At 62.9% G+C, this 26,594-nt stretch carries 18 protein-coding genes; 14 read left to right on the forward strand and 4 right to left on the reverse strand.

The window, feature by feature from the left end:
- The first annotated feature begins 165 nt into the window (after window positions 1–165).
- From SMD31_RS02235 to SMD31_RS02250, 4 genes are all read left to right on the forward strand, one after another.
- Window positions 166–825 carry an SRPBCC family protein gene (locus SMD31_RS02235; RefSeq protein WP_320499035.1) on the forward strand — a complete coding sequence of 220 codons (660 nt, stop codon included), beginning with the start codon at window positions 166–168 and terminating at the stop codon, window positions 823–825.
- A 278-nt stretch (window positions 826–1,103) separates the two neighbouring features.
- A complete protein-coding gene (locus SMD31_RS02240) occupies window positions 1,104–1,583 on the forward strand; it encodes a (2Fe-2S)-binding protein (protein ID WP_320499037.1) in 480 nt (159 codons plus the stop codon).
- Between the two features lie 3 nt (window positions 1,584–1,586).
- Complete coding sequence (locus SMD31_RS02245; RefSeq protein ID WP_320499038.1) at window positions 1,587–3,974, forward strand: xanthine dehydrogenase family protein molybdopterin-binding subunit; 2,388 nt, start codon at window positions 1,587–1,589, stop codon at window positions 3,972–3,974.
- 11 nt (window positions 3,975–3,985) lie between these two features.
- On the forward strand, window positions 3,986–4,780 hold the full coding sequence (locus SMD31_RS02250; RefSeq protein ID WP_320499039.1) for an FAD binding domain-containing protein: 795 nt from the start codon (window positions 3,986–3,988) through the stop codon (window positions 4,778–4,780).
- A gap of 79 nt (window positions 4,781–4,859) precedes the next feature.
- On the opposite strand, the gene SMD31_RS02255 is transcribed toward SMD31_RS02250, so the two are convergent.
- From SMD31_RS02255 to SMD31_RS02265, 3 genes are all read right to left on the reverse strand, one after another.
- A complete protein-coding gene (locus SMD31_RS02255; protein ID WP_320499040.1) occupies window positions 4,860–6,944 on the reverse strand; it encodes a methyl-accepting chemotaxis protein in 2,085 nt (694 codons plus the stop codon).
- A gap of 108 nt (window positions 6,945–7,052) precedes the next feature.
- Window positions 7,053–8,687 carry a bifunctional metallophosphatase/5'-nucleotidase gene (locus SMD31_RS02260; protein ID WP_320499041.1) on the reverse strand — a complete coding sequence of 545 codons (1,635 nt, stop codon included), beginning with the start codon at window positions 8,685–8,687 and terminating at the stop codon, window positions 7,053–7,055.
- Window positions 8,688–8,716: 29 nt separating this feature from the next.
- The gene (locus SMD31_RS02265; RefSeq protein ID WP_320499043.1) at window positions 8,717–11,950 is read right to left on the reverse strand and encodes a YhdP family protein; all 3,234 of its coding nucleotides are present in this window, start codon (window positions 11,948–11,950) and stop codon (window positions 8,717–8,719) included.
- A 197-nt stretch (window positions 11,951–12,147) separates the two neighbouring features.
- Here SMD31_RS02265 and SMD31_RS02270 point away from each other — a divergent pair, with 197 nt between their 5' ends.
- Genes SMD31_RS02270 through SMD31_RS02280 form a run of 3 tightly spaced genes read left to right on the forward strand, consistent with a single transcriptional unit; the run spans window position 12,148 to window position 16,386 of the window.
- Window positions 12,148–15,120: a bifunctional [glutamine synthetase] adenylyltransferase/[glutamine synthetase]-adenylyl-L-tyrosine phosphorylase gene (locus SMD31_RS02270; protein WP_320499045.1), complete on the forward strand. Its 2,973-nt coding sequence runs from the start codon at window positions 12,148–12,150 to the stop codon at window positions 15,118–15,120.
- A gap of 1 nt (window position 15,121) precedes the next feature.
- Window positions 15,122–15,589, forward strand: a complete 468-nt coding sequence (bcp, locus tag SMD31_RS02275; protein ID WP_320499046.1) for a thioredoxin-dependent thiol peroxidase — start codon at window positions 15,122–15,124, stop codon at window positions 15,587–15,589.
- The gene (locus SMD31_RS02280) at window positions 15,589–16,386 is read left to right on the forward strand and encodes a ferritin-like domain-containing protein (protein ID WP_320499048.1); all 798 of its coding nucleotides are present in this window, start codon (window positions 15,589–15,591) and stop codon (window positions 16,384–16,386) included. The genes bcp and SMD31_RS02280 overlap by 1 nt, the downstream gene beginning before the upstream one ends.
- 89 nt (window positions 16,387–16,475) lie before the next feature.
- Here SMD31_RS02280 and dapB read toward each other — a convergent pair whose 3' ends face one another.
- Window positions 16,476–17,288 carry a 4-hydroxy-tetrahydrodipicolinate reductase gene (gene dapB / locus SMD31_RS02285; RefSeq protein WP_320499049.1) on the reverse strand — a complete coding sequence of 271 codons (813 nt, stop codon included), beginning with the start codon at window positions 17,286–17,288 and terminating at the stop codon, window positions 16,476–16,478.
- A gap of 176 nt (window positions 17,289–17,464) precedes the next feature.
- Here dapB and SMD31_RS02290 point away from each other — a divergent pair, with 176 nt between their 5' ends.
- The 7 genes from SMD31_RS02290 (at window position 17,465) to ggt (ending at window position 26,559) form a co-directional block, all read left to right on the forward strand.
- Window positions 17,465–18,865, forward strand: a complete 1,401-nt coding sequence (locus SMD31_RS02290; protein WP_320499051.1) for an aspartate aminotransferase family protein — start codon at window positions 17,465–17,467, stop codon at window positions 18,863–18,865.
- Window positions 18,858–20,102 carry a 5-aminolevulinate synthase gene (gene hemA, locus SMD31_RS02295; protein ID WP_320499052.1) on the forward strand — a complete coding sequence of 415 codons (1,245 nt, stop codon included), beginning with the start codon at window positions 18,858–18,860 and terminating at the stop codon, window positions 20,100–20,102. Before SMD31_RS02290 ends, hemA begins: the two co-directional genes overlap by 8 nt.
- Window positions 20,103–20,346: 244 nt before the next feature.
- A complete protein-coding gene (locus tag SMD31_RS02300) occupies window positions 20,347–21,441 on the forward strand; it encodes an ABC transporter ATP-binding protein (protein WP_320499053.1) in 1,095 nt (364 codons plus the stop codon).
- A gap of 164 nt (window positions 21,442–21,605) precedes the next feature.
- The gene (locus tag SMD31_RS02305) at window positions 21,606–22,655 is read left to right on the forward strand and encodes an ABC transporter substrate-binding protein (protein ID WP_320499054.1); all 1,050 of its coding nucleotides are present in this window, start codon (window positions 21,606–21,608) and stop codon (window positions 22,653–22,655) included.
- Window positions 22,656–22,757: 102 nt separating this feature from the next.
- Window positions 22,758–23,990, forward strand: coding sequence for an ABC transporter permease (locus SMD31_RS02310; RefSeq protein WP_320499055.1), 1,233 nt, complete (start codon window positions 22,758–22,760; stop codon window positions 23,988–23,990).
- A gap of 5 nt (window positions 23,991–23,995) precedes the next feature.
- A complete protein-coding gene (locus SMD31_RS02315; RefSeq protein ID WP_320499057.1) occupies window positions 23,996–24,826 on the forward strand; it encodes an ABC transporter permease in 831 nt (276 codons plus the stop codon).
- Window positions 24,826–26,559, forward strand: a complete 1,734-nt coding sequence (gene ggt, locus SMD31_RS02320; RefSeq protein WP_320499058.1) for a gamma-glutamyltransferase — start codon at window positions 24,826–24,828, stop codon at window positions 26,557–26,559. The genes SMD31_RS02315 and ggt overlap by 1 nt, the downstream gene beginning before the upstream one ends.
- Window positions 26,560–26,594: the final 35 nt, after the last annotated feature.

The raw sequence follows: 26,594 nt of genomic DNA on the forward strand, positions 1-26,594 counted from the left end.
GCGTGCAGGATCAGGATCGAACCGGTTGACAGCAGATGACCAGCGACGACGCCCACCGTCAAGCGCCAGCGGGGCACATTCGCGTGCCCAGACGCCTTTGGGTACGTTGACAAGCTCCAGCGGCGCGGCGTCTATTTTAGCAAGAATTGGCTAGGGAGAGACGTCATGGACATTTCCGGCGAATACCCGATTCCGGCGCCGCGCGCCGTCGTCTGGGCCGCGCTCAACGATCCTGACATCCTCAAAAGCGTCATCGCCGGCTGCGAGGAACTGGTCCGTGACGGCGACGGATTTACTGCGACCGTCGTTGCCAAGGTCGGGCCGGTAAAGGCCAAATTCGGCGGCCGCATCACCCTTTCCGACATCGACCCGCCCAATGGCTATACCATCACCGGCGAGGGACAGGGTGGCGCCGCCGGCTTCGCCAAGGGCGGCGCCAAGGTCAATTTGAGCGATGATGGTCAGGGCGGCACGATCCTGAAATACACTGCCGACGCCCAGATCGGCGGCAAGCTGGCTCAGATTGGCTCGCGCCTCATCGAAGGCACGGCCAAGAAGATGGCTGACGATTTCTTCAGCGCCTTTGCGGCGGCCGTCTCCGCGCATCCATCGAATGATGCCGCTGCCGCCGCCCCCAGCCTTGAAGCACAAGGTGCTGCGGCACCGGGCGTCGAAGCCGTAGCGGCCTCCGAAGCAGCGGCGGCAGCCGCGGCGCCGATCGCCACCCCAGCTCCGGCACCCGCGAAAAGTCTGCACCCGGCCATCTGGATCAGCGGCCTCGTCGCCGTGGTTGGCGGCGTGCTCTATCTCTTCGCCCGTCGATAGGCGCCACCGCACCAGCCAATTGCTGCCGAATGCAGCAATGTTTATGCAACACACATCTGACGCATCGCAGCAATGATGCTTTTATAGGCATCGCCAGGTGCCGGCGCTGTTGCATGGGCATGACGTAAGGCATTGAACGTATTCTCGCCTTGACTTTCATTTGGGCGGGCAATCTTAATTCTCTCATCGATCTTGGTACGCGTCTGGATCAGGGAAGACGCGATTGAAAACGAAGGCAGCGCGTGGCGCCAAGCCACGGCAACTCAAGGGAGGATCGAATGCCCACCGTTAAGATGACGGTGAACGGCAAAGCTGTTTCGGCGGATGTCGAAGCACGTACACTGCTCGTTCATTTCCTACGCGACACACTTGAACTCACCGGCACTCATGTCGGCTGCGACACCGCGCAATGCGGCGCCTGTACCGTGCATGTCAATGGCAAGGCGGTGAAATCCTGCAATGTACTGGCGGTTCAGCTGGATGGCGCGCAGGTAACGACGATCGAAGGCCTTGCGACCGGCGACACGTTGCACCCGATGCAGGAAGCTTTTCGCGACAATCACGGCCTGCAATGCGGCTTCTGCACGCCCGGCATGGTCATGAGCGCCATCGATCTCGTTCAGGGCAAGAACAACCTGAGCGAGACCGAAATTCGCGCCGGCCTCGAGGGCAATATCTGCCGCTGTACTGGCTACCATAACATCGTGAAGGCGGTGAAAGCGGGCGCCAGCGCGATGCAAGCCGGAAAAGGGAGGTAAGCCATGGCTGATTCAGGACAGGCAACCGGCATCGGCGCCTCGCCCAAACGCAAAGAAGATTTCCGTTTCCTCACCGGCCGCGGGACCTATACCGACGACATCAATCGTCCCGGCCAGACCTATGCCTATATCCTGCGCTCGCCCCATGCCCACGCCGAGATCGTCAAGATCGACACGGCGGCTGCCAAAGGCATGCCCGGCGTGGTCGCCATCTTTACCGGTGCCGATTACGACAAGGGCGGCGTTCCCTGCGGCTGGCAGATTCACAGCAAAGACGGCAGCCCAATGATCGAGCCGCCGCATTTCCCGCTGTGCAAGGACCGCGTTCGCCATGTCGGCGACCAAGTGGCACTGGTCATCGGCAAAAGCCTGGCAGAAGCACGCGATGCCGCCGAGGCGATCAACGTCACCTACAAGGAACTGCCGGCCATCGTCTCGACCGCCGGCGCCGACAAGGCGGGTGCGGCCCAAGTGTGGCCGGATGCCAAGAACAATACCTGTTTCGACTGGCATATCGGCGACAAGGCGGCGGTCGATGCGGCCTTTGCCAAGGCGCATCACGTCACCAAGCTCGACCTCGTCAACCAGCGCCTGGCGCCCAATGCCATGGAGCCGCGCGCGGCCGTCGGCGATTACGACAGGGCGACCGGTGAATACACGCTCTACACCACCAGCCAGAATCCGCATGTCATTCGCCTGCTGATGGGCGCCTTCGTGCTGCAGATTCCGGAACACAAGCTGCGCGTCGTAGCACCCGATGTGGGTGGCGGCTTCGGCTCCAAGATCTTCCATTATTCGGAAGAGGCGCTCGTTACCTGGGCGTCGGAAAAGGTGCGCAAGCCCGTCAAATGGACGTCGGACCGCTCCGAAGCCTTCATCTCCGATGCGCAAGGCCGCGATCATGTCAGCCATGCCGAGCTCGCACTCGACAAGGACGGCAAGTTCCTCGCCCTGCGCGTCAACACGATCGCCAATATGGGCGCCTATCTCTCAACCTTCGCGCCCTGCGTACCGACCTATCTTTCGGCCACGCTGTTGGCTGGCGTCTACACGACGCCGGCCATCTATGCCGAGGTGAAGGCCGTCTTCACCAATACTGTCGCCGTCGACGCCTATCGTGGCGCCGGACGACCGGAGACGACCTATCTGCTGGAGCGGCTGGTCGAAAAGGCGGCGCGTGAGACCGGCATCGACCGCGTCGAATTGCGGCGGAAGAACTTCATTCCGAAGACCGCCTTCCCCTACCAGACCCCGGTCGCCCTGCAATATGACAGCGGCGATTATGATGCGACGCTCGATCTTGCCCTCAAACTGGGTGATTGGGCGGGCTTCGAAACACGCCGGGCCGAGGCGCAAAAGCGCGGCAAGCTGCGTGGTATCGGCATCTCCACCTATATCGAAGCTTGCGGCATTGCGCCGTCGGCCGTGGTGGGATCGTTGGGTGCCCGTGCTGGCCTTTACGAATGCGGCCAGATCCGCGTTCATCCAACCGGTTCCGTCACCGTCTTCACCGGCACCCACAGCCATGGCCAGGGTCACGAAACGACCTTTGCCCAGTTGGTCTCGGACACCCTCGGCGTGCCGTTCGAAAGCGTCGAAGTGAGCCACGGCGACACCAACAAGGTGCCGTTCGGGATGGGTACCTATGGCTCGCGGTCGCTGGCCGTCGGTGGTTCCGCCATCGTCAAGGCGATGGACAAGATCATCGCCAAGGCCAAGCGCATCGCCGCCCATCTGATGGAAGCGTCAGTCGCCGACATCGATTTCAAGAACGGCGAGTTCACCGTGAAGGGGACGGACAAGAAGGTGACCTTTGGCCAGGTGGCCCTCACCGCCTATGTCCCGCATAACTATCCCATCACGGAGCTGGAGCCGGGGCTTGAGGAGACGGCGTTCTACGACCCGCTCAACTTCACCTATCCCGGCGGCACGCATATCTGCGAGGTCGAGATCGACCCCGAGACGGGTGTGACGCAGGTGCTGAACTTTACGGCCGTCGACGATATCGGCCGCGTCATCAACCCGATGATCGTCGAGGGCCAGGTGCATGGCGGTGTGGTGCAGGGTATCGGCCAGGCCTTGCTTGAGAACTGCGCCTATGACCAGGAAACCGGCCAGCTGCTGACCGGCTCCTACATGGACTACACCATGCCGCGTGCTGATGATGTTCCGAACATCGTCGTCGCCAACCACGCCACGATGTGCACGCATAACCCGCTGGGGTCGAAAGGTGTTGGCGAGGTGGGTGCCATCGGTTCGCCACCTGCCGTCATCAATGCGGTTCTCGATGCCCTGAGGCCGGTGGGCGTCAGCGATATCTCGATGCCGGCGACACCCCACAAGGTCTGGCAGGCCATTCAATCGGCCGGCCGCGCCAAAGCCGCGGAATAAGGGAGGACACCATGCACAATTTCGCATTCCATCGTCCCGCTTCCACGGCGGATGCCGTGAAAGCCTTGGGATCGGCCAGCGACGGCAAGATCATCGCCGGCGGGCAGACACTCCTGCCAACCTTGCGCCAGCGCCTTGCCTCACCCAGCGATCTCGTCGATCTCGGCGCGATTGCGGACCTCAAAGGCATCAAGGCCGAAGGTGACGGCCTCACCATCGGCGCCATGACGACCCATGCCGAAGTCGCCTCCTCGGCGATCGTGCAAGGGACCATCCCCGCCCTCGCCCACCTCGCTGCCCATATCGGCGACCGGCAGGTGCGGGCGCGGGGCACCATCGGTGGCTCGCTCGCCAATAACGACCCCGCGGCCGATTATCCGGCGGCGGTCCTCGGCCTCGGCGCCACGATCCGCACCAACAAGCGCGAGATCAAGGCGGATGACTACTTCCAAGGCATGTTCTCGACCGCCTTGGCAGATGGCGAAATCATCACCGCCGTGCATTTTCCCAAACCGGAAAAGGCTGGTTACGAGAAGTTCGTGCAGCCCGCGTCGCGCTTCGCCCTGGTCGGCGTCTTTGTCGCCAAGACCAAGGCCGGTGTCCGGGTCGCCGTGACCGGTGCCGGTCAGGAAGGCGTCTTCCGGGCCAAGGAAGTGGAAGCGGCGCTCGCGAATTTCACCGCCGATGCCGCCAAGGGGGCGAAGGTCCCCGCCGGTCATCTCAATACCGATCTCCATGGCTCGGCCGAATACCGGGCGCATCTGATCAGCGTGCTGGCCGGCCGCGCGGTTGCTGCCGCCAAATAGAAGTTTACCTCCGACCGAACGAAGAAGGGCGGGATCCATTGGATCCCGCCCTTTCTTTTTGTCGCGGCGATGGCTGGTATCAGCCGGCCCGCACCTTGGCGATGAAGGAATCCACTTCACGCCGCAATGCTTCCGACTGGCGCGAGAGCTCGGAGGAAGCACCCAGCACCTCACCCGCAGCCCCGCCCACTTCGTTCGCCGCCTCGTTAACGCCGCCGATATTACGGGCGACTTCGTCGACGCCACTCGCCGCCTGCTGGGCGTTGTTCGAGATCTCCTTGGTCGCCGCCGATTGTTCTTCAACCGCCGCCGCAATACCGGAGGCGATCTCGTTGATGCGGGCGATGGTGGCGCGGATATGCCCCATCGCCTCCGCGGCGTGCCGCGTCACCTGCTGCATGCCACCGATCTGGACCGAGATCTCCTCGGTCGCCTTGGCGGTCTGCGAGGCAAGGTTCTTCACTTCTGAGGCCACCACGGCAAAGCCCTTGCCGGCTTCACCGGCGCGGGCCGCTTCGATCGTGGCGTTCAAGGCCAACAGATTCGTCTGGCTGGCGATATCGTTGATGAGCTGCACGATGCCGCCGATCTTTTCGGCAGCGACCGCCAGCCCTTCCACCGTCTCGCCGGTCTTGGCCGCCTCGTCCACCGCCGTGCGGGCGACGGTGGAACTGTCTGCCACCTGGCGGCTGATTTCCGTGATCGAGGAGGAAAGCTCCTCGGCCGCCGCTGCGACCGTCGTCACATTGGCCGAGGCCTGGGTGGTTGCCGCGGCCACCGCCGTCGATTGGCGCGTCGCCTCTTCCGCCGTGCCGGAAAGCGAGCTGGCATTCGACTGCAATTCCGTGGCCGCCGAGGAAACACCCTCGACCACGCCCTTGATGGCGGCCTCGAAGCTGTCGGCGAGATCCAGCATGGCCTTGCGCCGTTCGTTGGCCAGGCGCTGTTCCGACGCCTTCTGCTCGTCGCGCAGGCGGTCGACCTCGATCAGCTTTTCCTTGAAGAAGTCGATGGCGCGCGCCATGACGCCGAGTTCGTCACGGCGTTTGGTGAGCGGCACCTCAAGCGCGGTATTGCCGCCCGCCAACCCCTCGACCGCACCGGTCAAGGCATGGATCGGCTTCGTCGCCACGTACCGCACGAGCAAGGCGATAATGATACCAAGCGAGACGACGATGATGCCCGAGACGATCAGCACCGTGTTGGTCAGCTTGTTGACCGGTGCCTGCATCTTGTCCTCCGGCAAGTTTACCATCACCGACCAACGGTCGTTTGATAGGCCTGCTGCCACCGGCATGAAGATGCGCGTGACGTCGGTATCGAGCGAGGCAGAATGATCCGCCATCTCAAAACGCTCGCCCTTCTTGATCGATTCCAGCGCGGCATTGAGGGACGGTGAAATCTCTTGGATCGGCTTGCCCAGCGACTTGGCGTCGCTATAGGCCGCCCACACACCGCCATTTGAAACCAGCGAAACAGATCCCGTCTCGAACGGCTTCATCTCACCGAGCAGCCCGTTGAGGCCTTCCAGCAGCAAATCGATGCCAGCGACACCAATCACCTTGCCGTCGACGACGATCGGCACGGCGGCACTGGTCATCAGCACTTCCTTGCCGTTGACGACATAGGGGTAAGGCTCCAGCAATTGCTCCTGGCCGCTGTCATGGGCCAGCAGGTAGTAATCGCCCGCACCCGGCTTGGTATAATCGGTGAGCGCCGTCAGCGGCGCACCGCGCGCCAGATAGGGCACAAAGCGGCCAGTGTCGTCATGCCCATCGGTCTTGGCGAATTCGGCGTCCTTGCCATCAAAGGCGTTGGGCTCGAACGCCACCCAGGTCGCCAGCAAATTGGGATTGTCATCGAGCAGCTTCTGCAGCGAGGCCAACATCGCAGCGCGGCTCGGCGCCTTGCCGGCGATCTGCCCCACCGCGTTTGCGGCCGTCGCCCGTGCCGAGCCGAAGGCACCGGCGATGACGTTGCTGACCTTTTCAGCGGCATTGGTCGCCACCTCGGTACCCAGCCCGCTGCTGAGATCACCCACCGTGGTGCTGCTGTTGGAAACGGTGATCCAGGTGGAAAGCGCCAGCCCGGCCAGAAGGGCAACCAGGATGGGCAACAGAATCTTGACGGCAAGCGAACCACCCGCCGGTTTACCAACGCTCATGGTTTTTACTCCCAGGACACTTTGTTTATCCTAAGGAATATCAGCCCAACTCGTTAATAAGTTGTGAAGCATGTCCCATTGCACGTCGCCGCTGCGTGGGACAGCCGCCTAGCCTTTGCTGCAGATGCGTTGCTGCGGGTCCGCCGGCAAGTGGTCGCCCTGGCTGGCGATATAGTCCTTGAAGGCATTGAGATCGCTGTCGCCTTGCACGCGGTTCGCGCCCTCCCGCAATGCAATGAAGCGGTCGCCGCCATCGGCAAGGAAAGAATTGACCACCACGCGATAGCGGCGCTCCGGCATCAGTTTTGTCGGTCCAAGGCGCAGGGTGTCGCCAAGGATCTTGTCACCCTCTGGCCGCCGATCGTCATAGCAATAGCTAAAGCCAGCCGAGATCTGCAGGATGCGCGGCTTGCGGTCGGCCGGCTGGTCGAGCCATTGCTGTTCCAGCAACGTCTTGATCTGGGCGCCGGTCAAATCCATCGCCACCAGGTTGTTGCCGAAGGGTTGTACGGCGAAAAGGTCGCCCAGGCTGACAGCAAGGCCCGCCGCCGGATTGCTCGGCAGATCCTGGCGAATGCCGCCCGGATTCATGAAGGCAATCTCCGCCCCCAGCAGGCGCCCGGCCGCCAATTGCGCATCGGCAATGACATCACCCAGGGCGGATTCACCGCTGGCATTCGGCTTGCGCGATAAAGGGACTGCGAGCGTTCCAACCGGCTGCGCCCGGATCGGTGCCGTCTTGCTTTCGGCCGCCGCGACGATCGCCGCGATTTGCGCGTCCGGCTTCAGGTCATGCGTGACCGGCACATTGCGCACGGCCGCTGCCGCCACATCGCCACCCTGGAGCGTCAGGTCGATGACGCTCAGCATGCGGCCATAACTCGCCGTTTGCGAGACCAATCGGCCGTTGAGGCGGCAGGCATAGGCCTGGTGCGTGTGGCCCGTGATGAAGAGGTCGATCGCCGGATCTGCCGCGGCCACGATGTCGTTCAACGCGCCGACCATGTCTTGGCAGGCGGCGCCGTCCTGCGCGATATCGGCAGGCGCGCTGGCCCCTTCATGCATGATGGCGACAATCGCCTCCACCCCATTGCGGCGCAATTCCGCTGCATAGCGATTGAGGGCCTCGGTCGGATTGAGAAAGCGCAAGCCATTGATCCCGGCTGCAGCAACGATGGTCGGCGTCTCCGCCGTCACCACGCCGACAAACCCCACCTTGATGCCGCCGAATGACCGGACGACAAACGGTGGAAAAAGAGGCTTACCCGTATCCGCTGCCACCACGTTTGCCGCGAGGTAATCGAAGGTGGCGCCCTTGAAGGTGCCGTCACCTGATTTCTTGCGCCGCAGTTCCTCGGCGCCGTAATCGAATTCATGATTGCCCACGACATTGATGCCAAGGCCGATCCGGTTCATGACATCGATTGTCGGTTCATCTTTGAGCAGGGCCGAAACCAACGGGCTGGCACCGGTCAGATCACCCGCACTCACAATGATATTGTTGGGATGACCCGCCTGCTGCTGCGCAATCATTGTCGCCAGATACGCAGCACCGCCGGTTTCGGCCATCTCTGTCTCACCGTTGACGGTCACCGGCAATCGCCCGGGGCTTGGCTTTTCCGCCTGGATGTTGCCGTGGAAATCATTGAAAGCGAGTATGCGCAGCGTCACCGGACCGCCATGGGGCGCGGCGCAAGCGACGGTGAAAAGGAACACGGCAGAACACAACAAGCGCTTCAACATATGTCCCTCCGTCATTTCCCGTCGCTGGTTCAGTCGCTGGGATGCGGCTGGTCCGGCTTCTGCGGCTTGGCTGGCTTCTTGGTCGTCGGTGTTTCGTCCGGGTCAGGCTCTTGCCCCTCGGTCCCGTCATCGGTGAAGAGGTCGCGGATGAAGCCCGGCGCCAGCGCCGACCATTCGTTGACGTCAATCTTGGGCTCATTGAGATTGCCGGTGACGGCATAGGTGGCAGCGAAAAGCCCCTCGCCCTCACCGCCTTGGATGATGGCCCCGATCAGCGGAATGTTGCCGAGAACGCTGTTGATCGCATAAGCCGGGACCAGCGTACCCTTGACGTTGACGTTGTTGCGGTCGAGGTCGATCTTGCCCGCCGCCGTCAGTCCCAGTGACGGACCGGCGCTACGGAACTTCGACACCTCGATCAGTCCCCGCGTCTTGGTGAAGCGCCCTTCGGCACCACCGAACAGGAACCCCTCGCCCGTCACGGCATCGACCACGCCGGTAATGGTCGCAACGGTCAGGAAGCGCGCCACGAAAGGCGTGTTGATGACGCGGAACGAGGACATGGAAATCTTGCCCTTCAGCGGCCGCCAGGGCTGGTCGTCCTTGACCGTCCCCGTGATGCTCAGCGTGCCGCCCTTGACCGAATTATAAAGATCGAGCACGCGGAGGGCTCCACCGCCATCCTTGGTGTTGATCTTCAGCGCATGTTGTCCGGCCTTCGATGGGCGATAATCGAACGTGATCGGCTGGCCGCTCGGCAGGGTCGCCTGGAAAGCCACAACATCCCACCAGAACGGATCGTGGATCGCCTCGATCGTGGCATTGGTCAGCTCGCGTCCTTCACCCAGGCGAAGTTCGGCCAACTGGCCCTTGATCGTGAAGGGCCGCTGCCGCTCCGGCCCGGTCCGAGCCAACTCAGCCTCGGTCGGCTGCGTCTTGTCGTCCATCCAGGGCGAGGCATCGAGCGTGCCGCCCGTCACTGTGATGAGACTCCAGCCCTCCTTCAGCTCCGCATCGAAGCCAAGGAGATGCGATCCGCCGAGCTTGATCTCCGGCAAGGTCACCCGCGATATCGTTCCATCGGCCGCAAATTGCAGCGCACCGCCGGTTGCCAGGTCGCCGGCCGTCACCGTGAACTGCGGGATCGCGACCGGCTTTTCATTGACCATCTCGAGCGTCAAATCCGCACGCCCCGGGACTCCGGCTTCCTTGCGCCACTTGGCGGCAGGGACGTCGAGCACGGCATTGGTCAGATCGAACGCACCATTGAGGGTCGAACGTCCGCCAGGCAGCGTGGTATATGTGACATCGCATTGGCATGCCCCATCGACCCAGGGTCGGTAATCGAAGCCGATCGCCGCCACCTGTGCCGCGGTCGCATTGCCAATGACATGCAGCCGCTCGTCATAAGCGGCATCGTCTTCGAACGTCTGGCTCCAATCGAAGGTCATCGGCACGTCGGCAAAGACCATCGGCCCCTGCAGATTCATGCCCTTCTCGTCCAGCGTCAGCTTCAGATCGCCCTGCGTCACGTCCTTGTCGAAACGCAGTTTCGCCACCTGGACGTTATGCATTTCCGCCGCGACCTTCACCTTGACCTCGGCAAAGGTCAGTTTCTTTGCCGCCGGAAAATCGAAGAAGATGTTCGCGGTGGCGTCGCCGCTGGATGTCTTGGGATTGATGCCGAGCTTCTTGGCATAGCCGAGGCGCGGATGGTCGAGCAGCGCCAGGGCATCCTGCAGCGGTGCCGCTACGTCGCCACCCACCTTGATGAACTGGTCCTCGACATTAAGACCGGTGACGACCAGATCACCCTGCTTGATCTTGATATTGCCGACCTCACCGCCGGTGATCTTGGCGGTGAAGGTCTTGGCATCGAATTCGGCGGTGGCGACACCCTTGGTGATGGGCGGCATCGGCCGCAGGTAGTGGACCGTAAGGTCGCTGGTCTTCAGCGTCCCCATCATGTCCTCGACCTTGGCACCGCTGCCATCCACCGGCAGGCGCAGGCTCATATGTGCGCTGGCTTCGTCGACCATGCCATGGGGAATATTCGGCACGACCCAATTGCGCGTGTCCGCCGCAGCCATTTCCGGCCAATAGGGATCGAGGAGTTCGGCCGGCAGGTCGACAACCTTGAGATCGGCGGTGAGAACCGGTGCGCCGCCATCCGCGGCCTTGCCGCTGAAGGCCCCCTGCCAATCAGCCTTGGCCGTGATGCGCGGCCCGCCGATATCGAGATCGAGCGACGAGATCGACATCACATCGCCATCGCGATCGAGCCGCCCTGCGACATTGAGGCTGGTGACCGGCACCGGCTGCTTGGTGAGGCTTGGCAGGTCCAGCGCCCCGCTGCCGCTGGACAAAGTGAAGTTGACCTCGCCCAGGTCACCCAATTGGGCGTTTGCGATCTCGATTGAGGTCTGCACGGCGGCCGTGATGGCAAGGTCCGTGGTCGACAGATCCGACAGCGCCGGCTCAATCAACCCCAGCGACGACAGTTGCAGGGATGCGACGGTGGCATCGATCCCGAGCTTGCGGGTGTCGCGGCGGTAATCGAGCTTGGCGCTGACAATCGCCGGATCGCCGAATTGCGGCAAAGCGGCAAAAAGATCGCCGGCCAAGCCCCCCGGTTCGCGCCGCGCCTCGGCACCGAAATTGTCCGCCTGCCAGGTGAGGCCGGTGACGTTGTCGACGATCTGCACGCTGCCATTGAGGATCGCGGCCGAGGTGAGATAGCCGGTGGGCTTCGAGCGATCCGGCGTTTCCAGCATATCGCCCGCCAGCAGCATCAGCGCTTCGAAGCTGCCGTCGCTGTTCTTCGTGGTTGGTTCACTGGTGACGCCGCCCGGCCCGAAGGCCAGCGACCCGTCCTTGTTGCGGATGAGGGTCAGCTTGGGACCGATGATCTCAATCTTGCTGGGCGCCACCAGCCCCTTGAAAAGCGCGCGGGCGCTGAAGGTAATCGATACTTCTGGCAGATTGGCCAGTTCACGCCCATCCTGATCGCGCACACGCAGGTTGATGGCGCGCACATCTAGGGCGCGGTCCCACCCGGCCCAGGTTAACACGGTATCGTCGACCGCCAGGCGATAGGGCTGATCGCTACGGATAAGCGCCTGTTCGACATAGGACGACAGGAACCGCAGATGAATTGGTCCTTCCTGCGTCAGGCGCCAGGTCAGGAACGCAAGAATGATCGCGGCGCCCGCCAGGGCGGCACCGAGAATCTCGAGCGTGATGATGGTGGTACGGCGAATCACGCGCGGTCAGCTCCGATCACCAGATGGTCTTGGCAGAAATACGTCATCCAGAACCAACACCTGCCAACACCAAGGGTTTCACTTCCTGAACCAACCAATTGCCACAGCGCAACCAACAGCCAGCGCGCAACCAATAGCTTGACCGGAACCAGATGCTTCAGCAGTCTCTCGGTTTCCCCGCCGCCGATTGCCGAACAATGTCATCACCCAACATCGCCGCCATCGACCCCGCCTCACTGCCGCGCCCGAGCGATCCGCGACAGGTTGAACTCCACCTCGAACAGCTCATGCAGATCCTGCCACAATCCCAGCACGCGATTGTGACAACACCCGTGGCACAAGCCCTCCTCAAGGCACTGTTCGGCAACTCTCCCTTTTTGAGCCGCTGCCTGCTCGCAGAAGCGGATACTTTTCTTGCACTATTAACGCAGGATATCGATTCTGTCTTTAACAATGTCGTGATCGCCGTCACACCCAAGGCATTGGAAAACCTGGACGAAGCAGGGTTAATGCAGGCATTGCGGCGGGCGCGCCGGCGGGTGGCCCTGATCGTCGCCGTGGCGGATATCAGCGCCCATTGGCCGCTTGAAAAGGTGACGGCCGCCCTCAGTCAGTTTGCTGACGTCGCCTTGCAATCCAGCATCTGCCACTTGTTGCGAAACCTTGCCAGCGCGGGCGAGATCGACCTGCCCTTCCCGGATGAGCCGGAGCGCGAATGCGGCCTCATTGTGCTTGGCCTCGGCAAGCTTGGGGCCCGCGAACTCAACTATTCCAGCGACATCGACCTGATTCTCCTCTTCGAACGGGAAAAGGTCCGTTACAAGGGGCGCAAGACGGCCCAGGAATGCTTCGTGCGCCTGGCGCGCAACCTGGTTCGATTGCTGCAGGACGCTACCGCCGACGGCTATGTCTTTCGCATCGATCTGCGCCTGCGCCCCGATCCCGCCTCCACCCCGCTGGTCATTTCGACCCTGGCGGCCGAGACCTATTACGAGGGCATGGGCCAGAACTGGGAGCGTGCCGCCATGATCAAGGCGCGCGTGGTGGCGGGCGATATCGTCGCCGGCGATCTTTACCTCTATCGCCTGCGCCCCTTCATCTGGCGCAAGCACCTGGATTTTGCCGCCATCCAGGATATCCATTCCATCAAGCGCCAGATCTATGCCGTGAAGGGCCATCGCCAAGTCGCGGTCGCCGGCCACAACATCAAGCTCGGCCGCGGCGGCATCCGCGAGGTGGAGTTCTTCGCCCAGACCCAGCAATTGATCTGGGGGCGCCGCGCCAAGGAATTGCGCAAGCGCGCCACCTGCCCCGCCATCGAAGGCCTGGTCGCCTTCGGAAAATGCCAACGCCAGGTCGCCGATGAACTGATCGCCGCCTATCGCTATCTGCGCCAGGTCGAACACCGGCTGCAGATGATCGACGATCAGCAGACCCAGACCCTGCCCGATTATGGCCCGGCGCTCGACCGCGTCGCTCTCTTCTGCGGTCATGCCGGCACGGCGGAATTCGAAGCGGCGTTGCGCTATCACCTCGGCCGGGTCGAAGATCATTATGCTGAATTGTTCGAGGAGGCGCCGACGCTCGCCGGTGCCGATGCGGGTGTTGCCGGCAGCCTGGTCTTCACCGGGACCGAGGACGATCCCGAGACGGTCTCGACCCTGGAACGCATGGGCTTTCCGAGTGGCAGTGCCGTGGCGACGCAGATCCGGGCCTGGCACCACGGTCGCTACCGCGCCACGCGCAGCGCCCGTGCGCGCGAGCTGCTGACCGAATTGATGCCGCGCCTGTTGGGGACCCTTGGCCGCACGGCCGATCCCGAAACGGCCTTCCGCCGCTTCGACGATTTCCTGCGCGCGTTGCCGGCCGGCGTTCAGGTTTTTGCCCTGCTCTATTCCAATCCGGCCCTCCTGGATCTGATTGCCGAGGTGATGGGCACGGCGCCGCTGCTCGCCGAACAATTGGCGCGGCGCCCGGCGCTGCTCGACGGCGTGCTCGCCGCAGGGCTTTACGACGCCAATGCCGATCGCGATACGCTGTCGGCCGATCTCGAACGTCAATTGGACCTCGCCGGCGATTTCCAGGATGCGCTCGACATCCTGCGGCGGTGGACCAAGGACCAGCAATTCCAGATCGGTGTGCGCATCCTGCGCGGTACGCTCGATGGCGATGCCGCCGGTCCCTTGCTAGCCGATGTCGCCGATTGCGCCCTGGCGGCCCTGTTCCCGCGGGTCGAGGCCGAATTCCAGATCCAGCATGGCAAGCTGCCGGGTCGCGGCATGGTCTTCCTGGCGCTGGGCAAGCTCGGCAGCCGGGAAATGACCATGACATCGGATCTCGACCTGGTCTTCGTCTACGACATTCCGCCCGATATCGAAAACTGGGATACGACGCTTTCCAGCGGTGCCAAACCGCTGGCGCCGATCCAGTATTATGCGCGGTTGGCGCAGCGGGTCATCAGCGCCATCACGGCTCAGACCGAAGAAGGGCGCCTCTTCGAAGTCGACATGCGCCTGCGGCCCAGTGGCAATTCCGGCCCGATCGCCAGCGGCCTTGCCCCGTTCGAGAAGTATCAGCTGACCGAGGCCTGGACCTGGGAGCACATGGCGCTGACCCGCGCCCGCGCCATTGCCGGGGATGCCAGCCTTGCCGACGACACCATGGCGATGATCGGCCGCGTCATCTGCCAGCGACGCGATCTGGAAAAATTGCGCACCGACATCCTCGACATGCGCCGTCGCATGGGCATGCAGTATCGGACCGACGACATGTGGGACCTCAAGCATGCCCGCGGCGGTCAGGTCGATATCGATTTCATTTCGCAATATCTCATTCTCAAGCACGCCGTCGACTTCCCGAGCATCGTGGCCGGTGACCCGGTTATTGCGCTGGGCGAGGCGCATCTTCTCGGCCTCATTGAACCCGTGATCGGCGATCGCCTGATCGAGGCCGGCAGGTTCTGGCATCGCCTGCAGCAGGTGACCCGCCTCATCGTCGGCAGCAAGCTCGACGAGGAAAAGCTCGGCGTCCCAGCGAAGAAGCATTTGGCGCAAATCGTGAACGAGCCGGATTTCGGAACGCTCAAGGCACTGATCCTGGAACAGCAGGCGCTCGTATTTGACATCTTCAAGACCATTTTCGACTGCGACAGAACCGATGAGGAGATTTGACATGGCGATTGAAAGCGGCAGCAAGGCACCGGCTTTTTCGATGAAGACCGATGGCGGCGGCAAAATCTCCCTGAGCGAACTCAAGGGTAAGAATGTTGTGCTCTATTTCTATCCCAAGGACGATACCAGCGGCTGCACCGCCGAGGCCTGCGGCTTCCGCGACAGCCTGCCGGCCTTCAAGAAACTGGATGCCGTGGTAATCGGCGTCAGCCGCGATTCGGTTGAAAGCCACGACAAGTTCAAGAAGAAATACGACATCAACTTCACCCTCGGTTCGGATGAGACCGGCAAGGTGACGGAGGCTTATGGCGTCTGGGTCGAGAAGAGCATGTACGGCAAGAAATACATGGGCATCGAGCGCGCGACCTTCCTCATCGACGGCAAGGGTGTCGTGCGCAACGTCTGGCGCAAGGTGAAGGTGCCGGGCCATGTCGAGGACGTCGCCAAGGCGATCAAGCAGTTGGATTGATGCTGGATCTGGCGACAGGGGCGATTGCCGTCCTCAATACGGCCGATGCCGGCGACAAGGCCACCGCGGCCCGCCTGCTGGCATCGGCCTGGCGCGACGGATCCGTCCGGTTTGTTTCACCAGGTGAGACGCCCAAAAGACCCGCGCGGGGGCTTTTTCCGGAGCTGCGGCGCCCCGGGGATATGCCCAAACGCAAGGCCGGCGGCGCCCTCGAAAAACGCGTGGCCCTCCTCCACGCCCTGGCGCATATCGAGCTCAATGCCATCGACCTTGCCTGGGACCTCATCGCCCGCTTCGGGTCAGCCGATCTGCCCAGCGCCTTCTTCGACGACTGGGTCCGGGTCGGTGACGAGGAGGCGCTGCATTTCACCCTGCTGTCCGAGCGCTTGAAGGAGCTGGGGGCAAAGTATGGCGACCTGCCCGCCCATGATGGCCTGTGGCAGGCGGCGGAGGAGACGGCGCATGACCTCCTTGCGCGCCTTGCCATCGTACCCTTGGTGCTGGAAGCGCGCGGGCTTGATGTGACGCCCGCGACGCTCACCGATCTGCGCCGGGCCGGGGACGAGGCTTCCGCCGCCGTGCTGGAGATCATCTACCGGGACGAGATCGGCCATGTCGCCATCGGCAAACGCTGGTTCGATTTCTTCGCTGCGAAAGCGGGTCGGGACCCGGCGACACTTTGGCAGGAACTGGTGCGCCGGCATTTCCGCGGCCGGCTGAAGCCACCCTTCAACACCGCAGCGCGCGATGAAGCGGGGTTTTCTGCGGCCTTCTATGAGCCGCTGGCCGCCGATTGATCTTAAGTCGTCATCCCCGGGCGAAGACCCGGGGATCCACTGGTCTGGCTGATAGAGTGGATGCCCGGGTCAAGCCCGGGCATGACGCGTTAGGGCACAGGTCCGAACAGCAGATTGTCCAACCCGCGCACCAAGCCTTTCATGGCGACGACCCGCCGTGCTGCCAGCAAGGTGCCGGCGACATAGGGGCCGGCGGAGCTGCCGGCGTCGTGGCGGATGCTAAGGCGTTCGCCGTCCTTGCCGAAGATCGTTTCGACCGCCAGCACATAGCTCGGCAGCCGCACGGCGTGGACGCGCCCGCCACCGACATCGGCCCCGCGCGATTCCTTCGGCCCGATCACGCTATCGATGGGATAGCCGGGGACACTCTTCTGAATGGCGCCCATGCGTTCTGCCAGTTCCCGGGCGGTGCCGGAGGGCACATCGGGCTTGGTGGATTTGGCATAATCGATGATCTCGTAATCCGGCACATGCTGGGCTGCCAGCAGCGAGAAGCGCGTCATCAGGCTGGCGGTGATCGAGAAATTGCCGCTGGCCACCACGCCTAAACCCTGTTTTTCGGCCAGCCTGGCGATTTCCTCGTAATCGGCAGCACTGAGGCCCGAGGTACCGACCACCACCGGCACGCCCCGTTCCAGCGCCTGCAGCGTATTGGCTTTGACGGCGGAGGGATGCGTGTAGTCGATATAGACGTCGGTCGGCTCGCTACCCAGAGCATCGGCGACGCTGGCGCTGACGGCGACGCCCAGATGACCGATGCCAGAGACACTGCCGGCATCCTGCCCGACGGCTTTCCGCGCCACGGCGCCGGAGAGCGACAAGTCCTTGGCCTCCGCGATTCCGGCCACCAATGCCTTGCCTGTCCAACCTGTCGCACCCCCGACACAGATCCGCAGCGACATCACCAACCCCCTTTAAATCATACGAATTTTGAAGCACGCGAATGGCTGCCCTACGCCCAATGCAGGGCCCGGCCTTTGACTTGGGCGGAGCAACAGAGGATATTGCGATCGGTTCAATTAAACCAGCCGTCGCGATGTGTGCGGCTGGTCTTTTTATGTTTGGAATCAGGAACATCATGACCGCCAACATTCAGACCAGTCGGCCGAACTCCCTCTCTGCCCGCGACGCCGCGTATCACTTTCACGGCTACACCAACGCCTTGCGCAACGAACAGGATGGCGGCTTCGTCGTCATGCGCGGCGATGGTCCGTTCATCTACACGGAGGAAGGCAAGGAGTATTTCGACGGTCTCGCTGGTCTGTGGTGCGCGTCGCTGGGCTTCGGTCCGCAGCCGCGGCTGGTCGCGGCGGCGAAGAAGCAGATGGAGACGCTGCCCTTCTATCACACCTTCACGCAGAAAGTGGCCTCGCCCGTGGTCGAGCTGGCCGAGAAGCTGGTGAGCCTGGCGCCTGTGCCCATGTCGAAGGCCTATTTCTGCAATTCCGGTTCCGAGGCCAACGACACCGCGCTGAAGATGATCTGGTATCTCAACAACGCGCTCGGCCGCCCGGAGAAGAAGAAGGTCATCGCGCGCGTGAAGGCCTATCATGGCGTCACGGTCGCAGCCGCTTCACTGACGGGGTTGCCGGCGCTGCACAACGAGTTCGATTTGCCGATCGCCCGCATCCTGCGCACGGATTGCCCGCATTACTATCGCTTCGGCGAGAAGGGCGAGACCGAAGAAGCGTTTGCGACACGCTGCGCCGACAATCTGGAAAAGCTGATCCTGGCCGAAGGGCCGGACACGATCGCAGCGCTCTTCGCCGAACCCGTCCAGGGGGCCGGTGGCGTCATCATTCCGGCGAAGACCTATTGGGAAAAGATCACCAAGGTCCTCAAGACATACGATGTGCTGCTGGTGGCCGATGAAGTGATCTGCGGTTTCGGCCGCACCGGCAATTGGTGGGGCACGCAGACCTTCGGCCTGCAGCCGGACATCATCACCACCGCCAAGCAGCTTTCCGCCGGGCAGCTGCCGATTGCGGCGATCCTCATCAACCAGCGCGTCTTTGAGGCGTTGCGCGATAATTCCAACAAGCTCGGCGGTTTTGCCCATGGCCTGACCTATTCCGGACATCCGGTTTCGTCGGCCGTGGCGCTGGAGACCATCAAGATCTATGAGGACGAGCGCATCATCGACCATGTGCGATCGATTGCGCCGCATTTCGAGCGCGAAATGAACGCCTTCGTCGATCATCCACTGGTCGGCGACGTGCGCAAGGTCGGCCTGGTCGGCGCCATCGAGCTGGTGAAGGACAAGTCCAGCCATGAAAGCTTCGATCCGAAGCTGGCTGTCGGTCCGACACTGGTCAAGTTCGCGCATGAGCACGGGCTGATCATCCGCCCGGTGATAGACTCGCTCTGCTTCTGCCCGCCCTTGATCTCGACCACGGCGCAGGTCAGCGAGATGTTCGGGCGCTTCTCCCGGGCGCTGAAGGACACGCATGAATGGTTGAAACGTGAAGGACATGCCTAAGCCCACCCCCACATCTGCCGGCGACTACACCGCGATCTTCGCGGCACGCCTCGACGCCCTGAAGACCGAAGGCCGGTACCGCGTTTTTGCCGATATCGAGCGGCTGGCCGGGCAGTTCCCGCGCGCACTCTATCGGCCGGCACCGGATGCGGCGCCGGTCGACGTGACCGTCTGGTGCAGCAACGACTATCTGGGTCAGGGCCAGGACGCATCCGTCATGGCAGCGATGCAGGACATCATCGCCCGCACGGGCACCGGCGCCGGCGGCACACGCAATATATCGGGCAACAGCCATGAACTGGTTGAGCTGGAGCGTGACCTGGCGGCGTGGCACGAGAAAGAGGCCGCCCTCACCTTCACCTCGGGCTTCGTTGCCAACGAGGCGGCCCTCAGCGTGCTGGCCAAGCAATTGCCGGACTGCATCGTCTTCTCGGACGCCGCTAACCACGCCTCGATGATTGCCGGCATTCGCAACAGCCGTGCCGAATACCATGTCTTCCGCCACAACGATGTGGCGCATCTGCGTGAACTGCTGGCGGCAGCACCTGCCGACCGCCCGAAGCTGGTGGCGTTCGAAAGCGTCTATTCCATGGATGGCGACATCGCGCCCATCGCCGCCATCTGCGATGCCGCGGCCGATTTCGGCGCGCTCACCTACCTTGATGAAGTGCATGCCGTGGGCCTTTACGGGCCGACCGGCGCCGGCATTGCCGAGCGCGAAGGACTGTCGCACCGGCTCGACGTCATTCAAGGCACGCTCGGCAAGGCTTTCGGGCTGATGGGCGGCTACATCGCCGGGTCGAACCTGTTGGTTGATTTCGTGCGCAGCTTTGCCCCCGGCTTCATCTTCACCACGGCCTTGCCGCCCGTCATTGCGGCGGGTGCCCGCGCCAGCCTCAAAAGCCTCATTGCCGCCACGGAGTTGCGCCGCCGGCACCAGGCGAACGCGGCGCGCCTGAAGGAATTGATGGCCGAGGCCGGATTGCCGGTGCTGGCCAGCGAAAGCCATATCGTGCCGCTGATGGTCGGCAACGCCGAGGCCTGCCGCGAGGCCGCGAAGCGCCTGTTGGAGCGGCACAAGATATATGTCCAACCGATCAACTTTCCGACCGTGCCGCGCGGTACAGAGCGTTTGCGCTTCACGCCGACGCCCTATCACGACGAAGCCTTGATGCAGGCGCTGGTGACGGCACTGAGGGAAGTCTGGCGCGAATTGTTTCTGCCGCTTGCCGCTTAACGACGGTGTGGCCGACGATGTTATTGCTGGCGATGCGGCCTTGATTGCGCCCCACAGCGCCAGAATGCGGTCGTTATAGGACCAAAGCTGTTTTACATTTGACTCGTTCAGCTCGGTTGCTTTAAACGCGAATGGCAGAAAAAATACTGCGACCGCGAATGCCTTCTGGGAATGGCATCGACGGATAAAAAGTACAGGATGCTGTGACCTGTCAGGGTTACACACGAGGGCAGGCTTAGGGACGATGGGAACGACCAACGATCCGTTTGTTGCATTCACAGATGTTCAGAAAACCTATGACGGCGAGACACTTGTCGTCAAAAACCTCAATCTGACGATTGAGCGTGGGGAGTTTCTGACGCTCTTGGGGCCATCCGGCTCCGGCAAGACGACAACCTTGATGATGCTGGCGGGCTTCGAAGTGCCGACCCATGGCCGCATCACCCTGGACGGCGTCGAAATCAACAACATGGCGCCGCATAAGCGGAATATTGGCATGGTCTTTCAGAACTATGCCCTGTTCCCGCACATGACGGTCGACGAAAACCTCGCCTTTCCGCTGATGGTGCGCAAGGTCGCCAAGGACGAGGTGGCCAAGAAGGTTGCCCGCGCCCTCGACATGGTGCAGATGCCGCAAATGGCAAAGCGCCGCCCCGGCCAGCTTTCGGGCGGCCAGCAGCAGCGCGTCGCGCTGGCCCGCGCGCTGGTGTTCGACCCCAAGCTCGTGCTGATGGATGAACCCTTGGGCGCACTCGACAAGCAGTTGCGCGAGCACATGCAGATCGAGATCAAGCACATCCATGAGCGCCTCGGCGTCACTGTCGTATATGTGACCCATGACCAGTCCGAAGCCTTGACCATGTCGGACCGCGTTGCCGTGTTCAATGATGGCATCATCCAGCAGCTCGCCAAGCCCAGCGCTCTCTACGAGCAGCCGGAGAACTCCTTCGTCGCGCAGTTCATCGGCGAGAACAACCGCCTCAACGGCAAGATCGCCTCGGTCAACGGCACCGCCTGCGGCGTCGAGATCCCGAATTTTGGCATGGTCAGCGCCATACCGATCAGCGTGCAGAGCGTCGGCAGTCCGACCACCCTGTCGCTGCGACCGGAGCGCGTGCGCATCAACCCGGAAAGCGGTGCCTACGCCAATCAGTTCGATGCCGAGGTGCAGGAGCTGATTTACCTTGGCGATCACACGCGCTGCCGCGTGTCGGTGCTGGGCAATGCCAATTTCATCATCAAAGTGGCAAATGCCGAGGGTGTCCCCAGCCTCAGTCCCGGCCAGAAGGTCCGGGTCGGTTGGAAGCCGGAAGACTGCCGCGCTCTCGACGCTTACTGACACGAATGTGTTTGGACGGCCGCCCTGCGCGGCCGTCATTCTTTTGGCTACCGGGCCCGAGCTATCACCGCTCCGGCCGGAACCCGGTATCAGCGAGCGGAAGTCTAAAGGCGTTCCAAGCCGGTCAACCGATCGGCTGGGGTTAACAGGGAAGGGGTTTTACAATGAATAAGAAATTGCTGACGACCGGCTTCGTCGCCGCGGTTGCAACGGCCGGCGTTCTTGCCACGGTCGCTTATGCGGCCGATGGCCTTACCGTCGTGTCCTGGGGCGGTGCCTATCAGAAGGCGCAGCACGACACCATCTTCGCGCCCTATACCGCCAAGACCGGCGCGACGATCAAGGAAGAAGAATACACCGGCGAAGTCGCCAAGATCCGCGCCATGGTGGAAAGCGGCACGGTCAGCTGGGACGTGATCAACGTCGACTCGCAGACCGCCATCCAGGGCTGCGACCAGAGCGTGCTTGAAACGCTCGACTACTCGAAGATCATCGACAAGGCGAAGATCCTGCCCGGCGCTGCTTACGACTGCGCGATTGGCAGCGACGTGTTCGCCACCGTCTTCGCTTACGACACCAGCAAGCTGAAAGACGGCCCGACCAGCATCAACGACCTGTTCGATCTGCAGAAGTTCCCGGGCAAGCGCGCGCTGCAGAAGAACCCGGTCGTGAACCTGGAATGGGCGCTGATCGCCGATGGCGTCGAGAAGGACAAGGTCTATGAGGTGCTGGGCACCCCGGAAGGCGTTGATCGCGCCTTCAAGAAGCTCGACACCATTAAGAAGGATGTCGTGTGGTGGGAAGCCGGCGCGCAGGCACCGCAGCTCCTCGCCGATGGCGAAGTCGTCATGACCTCGGCCTGGAACGGTCGTATCGCCAACGCGATCAAGGAAGGCAAGACCTTCAAGATCGTCTGGGACGCCCAGGCGCCAGATCTCGACATGTGGTCGATCGCCAAGGGCACGCCGAACCTCGACAAGGCGTATGAGTTCCTGGCCTTCGCGAGCTCGGCGGAAGTCCAGTCGGCCTTGGCCCCGGCCATCCCCTACGGCCCGACCAACTTGGACGCCATCGCCCTGGTCGATCCGGAATTGGCCAAGACCCTGCCGACCTATCCGGAAAACCTGAAGTCTTCGTTCTCGTTCAGCCCGGAATTCTGGGGTGACAACGGCGAAGACCTGCGCACCCGCTTCAATACCTGGCTGGCGCAGTAAACTTTTGACGGAATGCCGGTGGGAGCCCGTCTCCCACCGGCATTTCATTTGAACCTCTCGTTCCAGACAACCATCCATTCAGCGGCCCACGATAAGATGACCATGACTGCAGTTTCAGGCGACGGCCTGTCCTTGAAGGCGAGACTTCGCCGTGCAGAGCGCATGCAGCGCCTGCGTGCCATTGGCTTGGTCCTGCCGTTGTTTCTGTTCATCGTTATCGTGTTCGTGGTGCCGATTGCCGTTCTCCTGACACGCTCGGTCGACAATCCCGAAATCGGCCGCAACATGCCGCTGACCACCACCGCCCTTGCCCAGTGGGACGGCCTCGATGTGCCGGGCGAAGACGTGTTCGCGGCGCTTGCCGCCGATCTCACGGCGGCACAGAAGACCAAGACCGCGGGCGCCATCGGTCAGCGCCTCAACTATGAAATTCCCACGGCGCGCAGCAAGGTTATGCAGGCCTCGCGTGCAGCCGTGAAGATGACGGCCGGGCCATACAAGGATGCCTTCCTGAAGCTCGACCCCTTCTGGGGCAAGCTGGAAACCTGGAAAACGCTGCGTCGTGCCAGCAACAGTGTGACCAGCTTCTATCTGCTGAAATCGGTTGATTTGCGGTGGGACGCCAATGACGATCTGGCCAAGGTGTCGCCCGACCAGGCCATTTTCCAGGACGTCTTCATCCGCACGCTGGGCATCAGCAGCGGTGTCACACTGGCGACGCTGCTGCTCGGTTTTCCGCTGGCCTATATCCTTGCCACCCTGCCGCAGCGCCACAGCAATCTGCTGATGATCCTGGTGCTGTTGCCGTTCTGGACGTCGCTGCTGGTTCGCACCACGGCCTGGGTCGTGCTGCTGCAGACCGAAGGGCCGGTCAACGATCTGCTGCTGGCGCTGGGCCTCACCGATCACCGGCTGCAGCTGATCTTCAGCCGCTTCGGCACCATCGTCGCCATGACGCATATCCAGCTGCCCTTCACGCTTCTGCCGATCTACAGCGTGATGAAGACGATTTCGCCCAATTACGTACGCGCCGCGCGCTCGCTGGGTGCGGGCCCGTTCAGCGCCTTCTGGCAGATCTATTTCCCGCAGACCATGCCGGGAATCGCCGCCGGCTGCCTGCTGACCTTCATTCTGTGCCTTGGCTATTACATCACGCCGGCGCTGGTGGGTGGGCCGACCGACCAGATGATCAGCTATTTCGTCGCCAACTATACCAACCGTGAGCTTAACTGGGGCCAGGCATCGGCGCTGGGCGCCATCCTGCTCCTCGGCACGCTCATTCTCTACGCCGTCTATAACAAGCTTGTCGGCATCGACAAGATGAAGCTCGGATAACGCCTATGCTCGGTCTTCCGCATTACGCATCACCGGTTGAGCGCGTCTGGCGTGCCGCCCTCATCGTCATCTGCGCCCTGACATTGCTGTTCCTGATCGCGCCGATCATCGTGATCATGCCGCTGTCATTCAATTCGGAGCCTTATTTCACCTATCCGATGCCGGGCCTGTCGATGAAATGGTACGCGGATTTCTTCCAAGATCCGCGCTGGCTCAATGCGCTCAAGGTCAGCACCATCGTGGGCCTCTGCTCCACCACCTTGTCGATGACCCTTGGCACGCTGGCGGCACTCGGTCTCAGCCGCGCCAATTTCCCCTACCGTGCCGGCGTGATGGCATTGCTCATTTCGCCAATGATCGTGCCGGTCGTGATCACGGCGGTCGGCATGTATTTCTTCTTCGCCGATCTCGGCATCAACAACACCTATTTCGGCATCATCCTGGCGCATACCGCGCTCGCCACCCCGTTCGTGGTGATCACCGTGACGGCGACGCTCACCGGGTTCGACCAGTCGTTGATGCGCGCGGGGGCAAGCCTTGGCGCCTCGCCGATGACGGTGTTCCGCAAGGTGACCTTTCCGCTGATCCTACCCGGCATGATCTCTGGCGCCCTCTTTGCCTTCGTCACCTCGTTCGATGAAGTGGTCGTGGTGCTGTTCATCGCCAGCCCCGACCAGCGCACCTTGCCAAAGCAGATGTTCAGCGGCATTCGCGAACAGATCAGCCCCACCATCACCGCCGCCGCCACCATGCTGGTGATCGCCGCCGCCGTGATGCTGGTAACGGTCGAGTTGCTGCGCCGCCGCTCCGAGCGCCTGCGCGGCGTGCGCAGCTGATGCGCTGCTGCCGGCGCCTCGCTCTCGCCGCGGCGCTGATTGCTCTTGGCGCCTGCAGCACGCCGGTTGCGGCGCCCGCACCGCACGCGGCTTCCAGCATCGTCCGCGCCGAACACCAGATGGTGGTGGCGGCGCACCCCCTTGCCGCCGAGATCGGCCGCGACATCCTGCGCCAGGGCGGATCGGCGGTCGATGCTGCCATTGCCATGCAGATGGTCCTCACGCTGGTCGAGCCGCAATCCTCCGGCATCGGCGGTGGCGGCTTCCTGCTGCATTACAGTGCCGGCACGCAGGCGCTGGAGAGCTATGACGGGCGCGAGACGGCGCCGGAAAGCGCCAATCGCTGGATGTTCCTCGGCGATGACGGGCTGCCGCGCAGCTTTGCCGACGTGGTGCCGGGTGGCCTTTCGGTCGGTGTGCCGGGTACCTTGCGCATGCTGGAACTGGCGCATCGCGCGCATGGGCGTCTGCCCTGGCACACGCTTTTTGAGCCGGCGATCGCGCTGGCCGAGGACGGCTTTGCCGTTTCGACCCGCCTTGCCGAGGATATCGCCGACGATGCGGTGCTTGCGGCACAACCCAGCACGCGCGGCTATTTCTTCAACGCCGATGGCACGCCGCTCAGAGCCGGTACGCGGCTCCGGAATCCCGCCCTCGCCCGCACCTTGCGCGCCGTCGCCACGGGCGGTGCCGACGCTTTCTATCGAGGGTCTATTGCTGCCGACATCGCCGCGGCGGTCGACGCGGCCGCACCCAACCGCGGTGGGATGACGACGGACGACATCGCCGGCTATCAGGCGCAGACGCGCCCCGTCCCCTGCCTCGACTATCGCGACGCGCGTGTCTGCGCCATGGGGCCGCCATCATCGGGCGGCGTCGCCATCCTGCAGATCCTCGGCATGCTGCGCCATTTTGACCTCGGCGCCATGCCACCCGATGGCATCGACGCCGTGCATCTCATCGCGGAGGCGAGCCGCCTCGCCTTTGCCGATCGCGAACGCTATCTGGCCGATCCCGATTTCGTGCCGGTGCAGGTCGATCGCCTGCTGGAGGAGGCATATCTGAGCAGCCGGGCGGCGGATATCGATCCCGCCAAATCGATGGGCGAGGCGCTGCCTGGCCGGCCGGCCGAGGCAAGCCTCCTTGGCGCCCTGCCGGCACGCCAGGCTGCCGAGCCGCTTTCGACCAGCCACATGTCGGTGGTCGACCGCGACGGCAATGCGGTGAGCTTCACCACTTCGATCGAAGGCGCCTTCGGGGCGCATCTCATGGTGGACGGGTTCCTGCTCAACAACCAGCTGACCGATTTCGCCTTTGCCCCGGCGGCACAGGGCCGCGCCGCCGCCAACCGGGCGGAACCGGGCAAGCGGCCGCGTTCCTCCATGTCGCCGACCCTGGTCTTCGACCGCAAAAGCGGCACCCTCCGGGCTGTGCTGGGCTCGCCGGGCGGGGCCAACATCATCGGTTATGTAACCCAATCGATCGTCAACCTTGTCGACTGGCGGCGCGATCCCCTGGCCGCCATCGCCGCGCCGCATTTCCTCAACCGCAATGGCCCCACGGTGCTGGAGGAAGCGCGCGGCCTGGATGCCCTGCAGACGGCGCTCATGGCCCGTGGCCACAAGGTCAAGGTGCAGGAACTCAACAGCGGTGCTAATGTCATCGTGCTCGACGGGACGGGGCTCCTGGGCGCCAGCGATCCGCGCCGCGAGGGCATTGCGCTCGGCGACTAGGCGTGCTGTGTTCCCGCCGCCATTAACACTGCTTC

Origin of the sequence: Dongia rigui (assembly GCF_034044635.1) — a bacterium.
Lineage (GTDB): Bacteria > Pseudomonadota > Alphaproteobacteria > Dongiales > Dongiaceae > Dongia > Dongia rigui.

Bases quoted from the DNA above. Each gene is read 5' to 3' on its own strand.
- SMD31_RS02235 (WP_320499035.1), top strand. From the start codon at position 166: ATGGACATTTCCGGCGAATACCCGATTCCGGCGCCGCGCGCCGTCGTC.
- SMD31_RS02240 (WP_320499037.1), top strand. From the start codon at position 1,104: ATGCCCACCGTTAAGATGACGGTGAACGGCAAAGCTGTTTCGGCGGAT.
- SMD31_RS02245 (WP_320499038.1), top strand. From the start codon at position 1,587: ATGGCTGATTCAGGACAGGCAACCGGCATCGGCGCCTCGCCCAAACGC.
- SMD31_RS02250 (WP_320499039.1), top strand. From the start codon at position 3,986: ATGCACAATTTCGCATTCCATCGTCCCGCTTCCACGGCGGATGCCGTG.
- SMD31_RS02255 (WP_320499040.1), bottom strand. From the start codon at position 6,944: ATGAGCGTTGGTAAACCGGCGGGTGGTTCGCTTGCCGTCAAGATTCTG.
- SMD31_RS02260 (WP_320499041.1), bottom strand. From the start codon at position 8,687: ATGTTGAAGCGCTTGTTGTGTTCTGCCGTGTTCCTTTTCACCGTCGCT.
- SMD31_RS02270 (WP_320499045.1), top strand. From the start codon at position 12,148: ATGTCATCACCCAACATCGCCGCCATCGACCCCGCCTCACTGCCGCGC.
- bcp (WP_320499046.1), top strand. From the start codon at position 15,122: ATGGCGATTGAAAGCGGCAGCAAGGCACCGGCTTTTTCGATGAAGACC.
- SMD31_RS02280 (WP_320499048.1), top strand. From the start codon at position 15,589: ATGCTGGATCTGGCGACAGGGGCGATTGCCGTCCTCAATACGGCCGAT.
- dapB (WP_320499049.1), bottom strand. From the start codon at position 17,288: ATGTCGCTGCGGATCTGTGTCGGGGGTGCGACAGGTTGGACAGGCAAG.
- SMD31_RS02290 (WP_320499051.1), top strand. From the start codon at position 17,465: ATGACCGCCAACATTCAGACCAGTCGGCCGAACTCCCTCTCTGCCCGC.
- hemA (WP_320499052.1), top strand. From the start codon at position 18,858: ATGCCTAAGCCCACCCCCACATCTGCCGGCGACTACACCGCGATCTTC.
- SMD31_RS02300 (WP_320499053.1), top strand. From the start codon at position 20,347: ATGGGAACGACCAACGATCCGTTTGTTGCATTCACAGATGTTCAGAAA.
- SMD31_RS02305 (WP_320499054.1), top strand. From the start codon at position 21,606: ATGAATAAGAAATTGCTGACGACCGGCTTCGTCGCCGCGGTTGCAACG.
- SMD31_RS02310 (WP_320499055.1), top strand. From the start codon at position 22,758: ATGACTGCAGTTTCAGGCGACGGCCTGTCCTTGAAGGCGAGACTTCGC.
- SMD31_RS02315 (WP_320499057.1), top strand. From the start codon at position 23,996: ATGCTCGGTCTTCCGCATTACGCATCACCGGTTGAGCGCGTCTGGCGT.
- ggt (WP_320499058.1), top strand. From the start codon at position 24,826: ATGCGCTGCTGCCGGCGCCTCGCTCTCGCCGCGGCGCTGATTGCTCTT.